Below are 6,405 nucleotides of genomic sequence, written 5' to 3' on the forward strand. Positions count from 1 at the left end.
GAAGGCCGATGGCGCCGCGAAGGTCGACGGCGCCGCGAAGGCCGATGGCGCCGCGAAGGCCGATGGCGCCGCGAAGGTCGACGGCGCCGCGAAGGCCGATGGCGCCGCGAAGGTCGACGGCGCCGCGAAGGTCGATGGCGCTGAGAAGGTCGACGGTGTCGAGAAGGCCGACGAGGCTGGCGGGGCTGGTGGCGCGGAGGCGTCCGAGGGTGCTGAGGGGGTCGCGTGACCATCGACTGGTCCTGGATCGGGGAACATCAGTCCGATCTCGCCACACTCACCCTTTCTCACCTTCAAGCCGCGCTCAGTGCCGTGTTGTTCGGGCTCGTCATATCCCTGCCGCTCGCCGTGGTGGCGCATCGGGTGCGGGCGCTCCGGGGGTTTCTGCTCGGGATGTCGAACGTGCTGTTCACCATTCCGTCCATCGCCGTCTTCGTGCTGCTGCTGCCCGTCTCCGGGCTCACCCGCACCACGACCGTCATCGGGCTGACGATCTACACCCTCGTCGTCCTGCTGCGGAACACCGTCGAGGGCCTCGACTCCGTGCCCGCGAAGACCAAGGAGGCCGCGAAGGCCATGGGGACGCGGCCGATGCGGGCCCTGCTCACCGTCGAGCTGCCGCTCGCGCTGCCCGTGATCATGGCGGGCGTACGGATCGCCACCGTGATGGCCATCTCGCTCGTGTCCGTGGCGACGTACATCGGGGACGGCGGGCTCGGCCAGCTGTTCACGGACGGGTTCCAGCGGAACTTTCCGACCCCGGTCATCGTCGGCGTCGTCCTGACGCTGCTGCTCGCGCTCGTCGCGGACGCGCTGCTCGTCGGCGTCCAGCGGCTGCTCACCCCGTGGACCCGGACCCGGAAGGCCTGAACCCGCCATGTTCGAACTCTTCAAGAACCTCGGGGCCTGGCTGGTCAGCGGGGAGCAGTGGGCGGGGAGCGACGGCATCGCGACGCGCGTCGCCGAGCACCTCCAGTACTCGCTGCTCGCCACGCTCGTCGCCGCCGCCATCGCTCTGCCGGTCGGGCTGCTCATCGGTCACACCGGACGTGGCGCCTTCGTCGCCATCAACCTGTCGTCCTTCGGGCGGGCGCTGCCGACGGTCGGGCTCGTCGTGCTCGTGTTTCTCGCGAGCGGGCTCTCCATGTGGCCGGTCTATATCGCGCTCGTCGCGCTTGCCGTGCCGTCGATCGTCACCAATACGTACGCGGGCATGACCGCCGTCGATCCCGAGGTGCGGGATGCCGCGCGCGGGCAGGGCATGCGGGCCCACCAGGTGCTGTTCCAGGTCGAGTTGCCGCTCGCGCTGCCGCTGATCATGACGGGGCTGAGGCTCGCGCTCATCCAGGTCGTCGCCACCGCCACCATCGCCGCGTACGTGTCCTTCGGCGGGCTCGGCCGCTACGTCTTCGACGGGCTCGCCCAGCGGGACCTGGTGCAGGTGCTCGGCGGGGCCGTGCTCGTCGCGGTCGTCGCCATCGTCCTCGACCTGGCGCTGTCCGGCCTTCAGCGGCTCCTCTTCCGTCACCGCCCCACCACTCTCAAGTCCGCCTAGGAGCACGCCAGATGAGCAAGATGAACCGACGTACCCTCCTCGGCGGCCTGGCCGCCGCGGCTTCCGTCCCCGCGCTCGCCGCCTGCTCCAGCGGCATCACGTCGCTCGACGAGCAGGGCGGCTCGGTCTCGGGCGGCGGCTCCAGCAAGAAGGGTGTCACCATCGGCACCGCCAACTTCACCGAGAACCAGGTGCTCGGGTACTTGTACGCCGCCGCGCTCGAAGCGGAGGGCGTGAAGACGAGCGTGCGGCCCAACCTCGGCACCCGCGAGATCCTCATCCCCGCCCTCAAGAGCGGCGACATCGACCTGCTGCCCGAGTACCAGGGCGCCCTCCTGCACTACCTCGACACCAAGTCGAAGGCCACCGAGGAGGGCGAGATGCAGAACGCCCTCGCCATGGTGCTCCCGGCGGGCCTGCAGATCCTGCCGTACGGGCTCGCCGAGGACTCGGACGCGTTCGCGGTGACCCGCGAGACCGCGAAGAAGTACAAGCTCACGTCCCTCGCCGATCTCGCGAAGCACAACGGGGAGCTCGTCATCGGCGCCGCCCCGGAAGTGAAGAAGCGTCAGGTCGGCGCGGTCGGGCTCAAGGACGTGTACGGCGTCGAGTTCAAGGAGTTCAAGTCCCTTGATTCCTCAGGTCCTTTGGTGAAGGGCGCACTGAAGAAGGGCGATGTGGATGTCGCGAATCTGTTCACGACCGACACCGACATCGCCGCCAACGACTGGGTCGTCCTCACCGACCCCAAGAACCTGGTCCCCGGTCAGCACATCGTCCCGCTGATCGCCGACCGCAAGGCCGACTCGACCGTCCGCAAGGCACTGGCCCGGTTGGGCAACGTGCTGACGACCGAGGACCTCACCGAGCTCAACCGGCTCGTGGACAAGGACAAGAAGGACCCCGAGGACGTCGCGGACGACTACGCGCGCCGCCACGGGATCAGCAAGAAGTAGGGAGGCCATCGGATGGCAGCGGTAGTGGAGAAGCACTCCATCGACGTCGTGCCGGACAGCGAACGGCACGGCACGGCGTTCAACCAGTTCACCCTCTGGCTCGGCGCGAACCTCCACATCACGGCCGTCGTCACCGGCGGCCTCGCCGTCGTCTTCGGCGGCGACGTGGTCTGGTCGCTGGTCGGGCTCGTGCTCGGCAATCTGCTCGGCGGCGCCGTCATGGCACTGCACTCGGCGCAGGGGCCGAAGCTCGGGCTGCCCCAGATGATCCAGTCCAGGGCCCAGTTCGGGGTGAAGGGGGCCGTGATCCCGCTGCTCCTCGTCATCCTGATGTACATCGGATTCTTCGCGAGCGGCACCGTGCTCGCAGGTCAGGCCACCGCGCAGCTGACCCACACCAATGACACGACGGGCATCATCGTCTTCGCGCTCGTCACGGGAATCGTGGCGACGGTCGGCTACCGCGTCATCCACGTCCTCGGGCGGTTGGCGAGCGTGGTGTGCGCGCTCGCCTTCGTCTACCTGGGCATCCGGCTCTTCGACCAGACCGACGTCGGCGCGCTGCTGTCCGACGCGCACTTCTCGATGCCGATGTTCCTGCTCGCCGTCTCCCTGTCGGCCTCGTGGCAGCTCGCCTTCGGCCCGTACGTCGCCGACTACTCGCGCTATCTGCCGCGTACGACGAGCGGCAAGTCCACGTTCTGGTGGACGCTCGCGGGGTCCGCGCTGGGCTCGCAGTGGTCCATGGCGTTCGGTGTGCTGGTCGCGGCGAGCGCGGGCGAGAAGTTCATCGACAACCAGGTCGGCTACGTCGTGTCGCTCGGCGGCGCGGGCCTCGTGGCGTCCTTCTTCTACTTCGTGATCGCGCTCGGCAAGCTCACCGTCAACGTGCTCAACACGTACGGCGGCTTCATGTCGATGGTCACCGGCATCAGCGGATTCCGCGGGCAGCGGACCCTCTCGCAGGGCGCCCGGGCGCTCTACATCGGGATCATCATGGTCGCGGGCACGGTGGTCGCGCTGGTCGGCAAGGACAGCTTCCTGACCTCGTTCAAGGACTTCCTGCTGTTCCTGCTGACGTTCTTCACGCCGTGGTCGGCGATCAACCTGGTCGACTACTACCTGATCTCCCGCGAGCGCTACGACCTCCCGGCCCTCTCCGACCCGAACGGCCGCTACGGCGGCTGGCGCTGGGACGCGCTCGTGGTCTACGGCATCGGGCTGCTCGCCCAGCTGCCGTTCCTGGCCACCGCCTTCTACACGGGCCCGCTCGTCGATCCGCTGGGCGGGGCGGACGTGTCGTGGATCGTGGGGCTCGTCGTCCCGGCCGTCCTGTACTGGCTGCTCGCCCGGGGCCGGGCGGGGGACTGGCCCACTGAGAAGACGGGGGACAGCCCTACTGCGGTGGGCGCCTCGGCTCCGTAACGTCGGACGGCATGGAAGCCCGCGAACACGCACGCGACGCCGAACTCAAGAAGGAACTCGACGCCACCCTGCACGCACGCAGGGAACTGGGCGACGAGTACGAGCCGGCGCTCGTCGACTCGTTCCTCGACAAGGTCGAGCAGCGGCTCGACTCCGTCGTCGACCGCAGGGTGCGACGACAGCTGGCCGAGAACCGGATCACCGTGGCCCGTGGGGCCCGCGACTCCGGCGCCGAGAACTGGGGCGAGCGCTTCGGCTTCGCCGTGGTCTCCCTCGTCCTCGCCATCCCGCTGTCCGCGATCGCCGTGGTCAACGCCGACCTGCCCGGGCTCTTCGTGGCCTGGGGCGGGATCGTCGGCGTGAACGCGCTGCACGCGGTGCGGTGGGGACCCGTCCGCAGGCGGGAGCGCCGTGACCGCGAGGAGTCCGACTGGGAGGGCTAGTCGTGCAGGCGCCGCGCTTCATGGAGTGCGGCGCCTGCTCACGTGCTCAGACCTCCAGCTCGGCCTCGATCTTCTTCAGCTGGTGGCGGGCCATCGCCAGGTTCGCGCGGGACCTGTCCAGCACCAGGTACAGGAACAGTCCGTTGCCGCCGTGGCCCTGGAGCAGGCGGATCAGGTGGTACTGGGAGCCGAGGGTGATGAGGATGTCCTCGATGCCGTCCTTGAGTCCCAGCTGCTCCATGGTGCGCAGCTTGGAGCGGACCACGTCGGTGTTGCCGGCCGCCGCGACCTCCAGGTCGAAGCTCTTGGAGCCGCCGATGGTGCCGAGGGCCATGCCGCTCGTGTAGTCCACGAGGGCCGCGGCGGAGGCGCCCTCTATGGAGGCGAGGGCGTCCTTGAGTGCGGTGTCGATGTTGGCCATGGTGCTGGTCCTTTCGTGCTTTCTGTGGGCGTGCTTTCTGTAGGTGTGCCGGTGGTCAACGCGTGGGCTGCGGCGGCACGTTGGTGGTCGGCCGGACAGGGAGTCCGGTCTCCGTCGTCGTGGTGGGAGCCGTGCGGGCGCGGGACCGGCCGCGGGTGCGGGGGGCCGGTTCGGGCGGCGCTTCCTCCTCGGAGGGAGTGGTGAGGTCCCCGATGCGGGCGCCGGAGCGGCGCCCTTCGAGATGCAGGCGGCCGACGTTGACCCGGTCATCGGCGAGGAGCGTGAGGACGGCGGTGTCCCCGGCCGCGTAGGTCGCGATGTAGCCGTCGGCGCCGCGCACCAGGAGCTCGCGGAAGGCGCCCTGCGCGGTGGCGTCGGCTAGGCGCTGGGCGACGCCGAGCGCGGTGGCGGTGAGCGCGGCGACGCCCTCTGGTTCGACGCCCGGGGTGTCCTGGGCGAGGACCAGGCCGTCGACGCTGGCGGCGAGCGCGCCGGTGACCTGGGGCACGCGGACTCTCAACCGTTGCAGTTCGGCGAGGAGTTCGCCCTGGTCGACCGTGGGAGGTCCCATCGGAGGTCTCCTTTCGGGGGTGCGCGAGATACGCAGCAGGCGTCTCACAGGGCCTCCAGACCGGCGCGCAGCCGCCGCAGCAGGGCCACGTCCGGGTCCTCGACGACGCCGAGCCCGAGCCACTCGGGCGGAGCCGGAGCCGGGGCGGGGGCCGTGGTCACCAGGCCGCACGCGGCGAGGCGCCGCAGGTCGACGAGGGTGTGGAAGGCGGGCCTGCCCAGGGTGAGCGCGATTTGGGAGGCCGTCCGCTCGCCGTCGACCAGGTCGAGGACGCTGCGTCTGCGCGGTGGCACGCCCACCTCGCCGTGCCGGACGATCCGGGTGAGCGGCGCCGTGTCCGTGTCCGGCTCCGGCCAGATCCGCTGGAGCAGTTCGCGGCGGCGCAGCGTCTCCCGCTCGACGGCCGCCACCGGCACGGGCCGCACCTTCCCGAACCAGTGGGAGACGCCGTAGCGGAACCGGGTGGGGCCGCTGCTGGGGGCGAGCGTGAAATACGAGGCGTCGAACAGGGCGCCCAGGTGGCACAGTTCGAGCGCCCCGTCGGAGAGCCTGCCCTGCTCGACGAGGAAGCGGCCGACCCGCCGGAGCGCGCCCGCCCGGTCCACGGCCTCCGACCACCCCTCGGCCTGCACCGCACCGCCGGTGGTGAGCAGTACGTCCATGCCGGGCGTCGCGGGCGACTCCGCGTGCACGACCCGGCCGCTTTCGAGGTAGAGGGTGCCGTGCTCCCGGATCAGGGCGCCGGTGGCCTGCTCGTCGGCGAGGCGGGTCAGCATCGGCGAGACACCGGCGGCGGTCTCGGTGCTCATCCCAGGACCAGCCGGTCGGCTATGTCGGTGAGCCGCAGCCGGGCGAGCGCGAGGTTGCCCTCGGTCCGGTCCAGCCACAGATGTACGAAGACGCTGCTGTCGAAGGTGGTCCGCACGAAGCGCAGCAGGTGGTACCCGTCGCGGTTGGTGACGATGACGTCCTCCACGGGCGGCGCCTTGTCGGCAGCGCTGCCCGGGGCCCAGTCGCTGCCGGCGGCCGGGGCG

The 6,405-nt window shown here is 70.3% G+C and carries 8 protein-coding genes and 1 pseudogene; 5 read left to right on the forward strand and 4 right to left on the reverse strand.

Annotated features, from left to right (window positions below; all coding sequences use genetic code 11):
• Positions 1 to 225: 225 nt before the first annotated feature.
• Genes ABT004_RS20740 through ABT004_RS20760 form a run of 5 tightly spaced genes read left to right on the forward strand, consistent with a single transcriptional unit; the run spans position 226 to position 4,379 of the window.
• A complete protein-coding gene (locus ABT004_RS20740; RefSeq protein WP_351338859.1) occupies positions 226 to 870 on the forward strand; it encodes an ABC transporter permease in 645 nt (214 codons plus the stop codon).
• A gap of 7 nt (positions 871 to 877) precedes the next feature.
• Positions 878 to 1,555, forward strand: a complete 678-nt coding sequence (locus tag ABT004_RS20745) for an ABC transporter permease (protein ID WP_351338862.1) — start codon at positions 878 to 880, stop codon at positions 1,553 to 1,555.
• Between the two features lie 20 nt (positions 1,556 to 1,575).
• On the forward strand, positions 1,576 to 2,511 hold the full coding sequence (locus tag ABT004_RS20750) for an ABC transporter substrate-binding protein (RefSeq protein ID WP_351338920.1): 936 nt from the start codon (positions 1,576 to 1,578) through the stop codon (positions 2,509 to 2,511).
• A gap of 12 nt (positions 2,512 to 2,523) precedes the next feature.
• Positions 2,524 to 3,936, forward strand: a complete 1,413-nt coding sequence (locus ABT004_RS20755; protein ID WP_351338865.1) for a purine-cytosine permease family protein — start codon at positions 2,524 to 2,526, stop codon at positions 3,934 to 3,936.
• An 11-nt stretch (positions 3,937 to 3,947) separates the two neighbouring features.
• A complete protein-coding gene (locus tag ABT004_RS20760) occupies positions 3,948 to 4,379 on the forward strand; it encodes a hypothetical protein (RefSeq protein WP_351338867.1) in 432 nt (143 codons plus the stop codon).
• Positions 4,380 to 4,425: 46 nt separating this feature from the next.
• Here the strand turns inward: ABT004_RS20760 and ABT004_RS20765 are convergent, their stop codons facing one another.
• The 4 genes and pseudogenes from ABT004_RS20765 to ABT004_RS20780 all read right to left on the reverse strand — a co-directional run.
• Positions 4,426 to 4,800 carry a roadblock/LC7 domain-containing protein gene (locus ABT004_RS20765; protein WP_351338870.1) on the reverse strand — a complete coding sequence of 125 codons (375 nt, stop codon included), beginning with the start codon at positions 4,798 to 4,800 and terminating at the stop codon, positions 4,426 to 4,428.
• 55 nt (positions 4,801 to 4,855) lie between these two features.
• Entirely contained in the window at positions 4,856 to 5,371 is a 516-nt protein-coding gene (locus ABT004_RS20770; protein ID WP_351338872.1) for a roadblock/LC7 domain-containing protein, read from the reverse strand.
• Between the two features lie 44 nt (positions 5,372 to 5,415).
• On the reverse strand, positions 5,416 to 6,180 hold the full coding sequence (locus ABT004_RS20775) for a transcriptional regulator (protein ID WP_351338875.1): 765 nt from the start codon (positions 6,178 to 6,180) through the stop codon (positions 5,416 to 5,418).
• Positions 6,177 to 6,405 (reverse strand): annotated as a pseudogene (locus ABT004_RS20780) (hypothetical protein); the annotation flags it as partial. The gene ABT004_RS20775 and the pseudogene ABT004_RS20780, both read right to left, overlap by 4 nt.

This window comes from Streptomyces sp. NPDC002790 (genome assembly GCF_040295505.1).
In the GTDB taxonomy this organism is placed as follows: domain Bacteria; phylum Actinomycetota; class Actinomycetes; order Streptomycetales; family Streptomycetaceae; genus Streptomyces.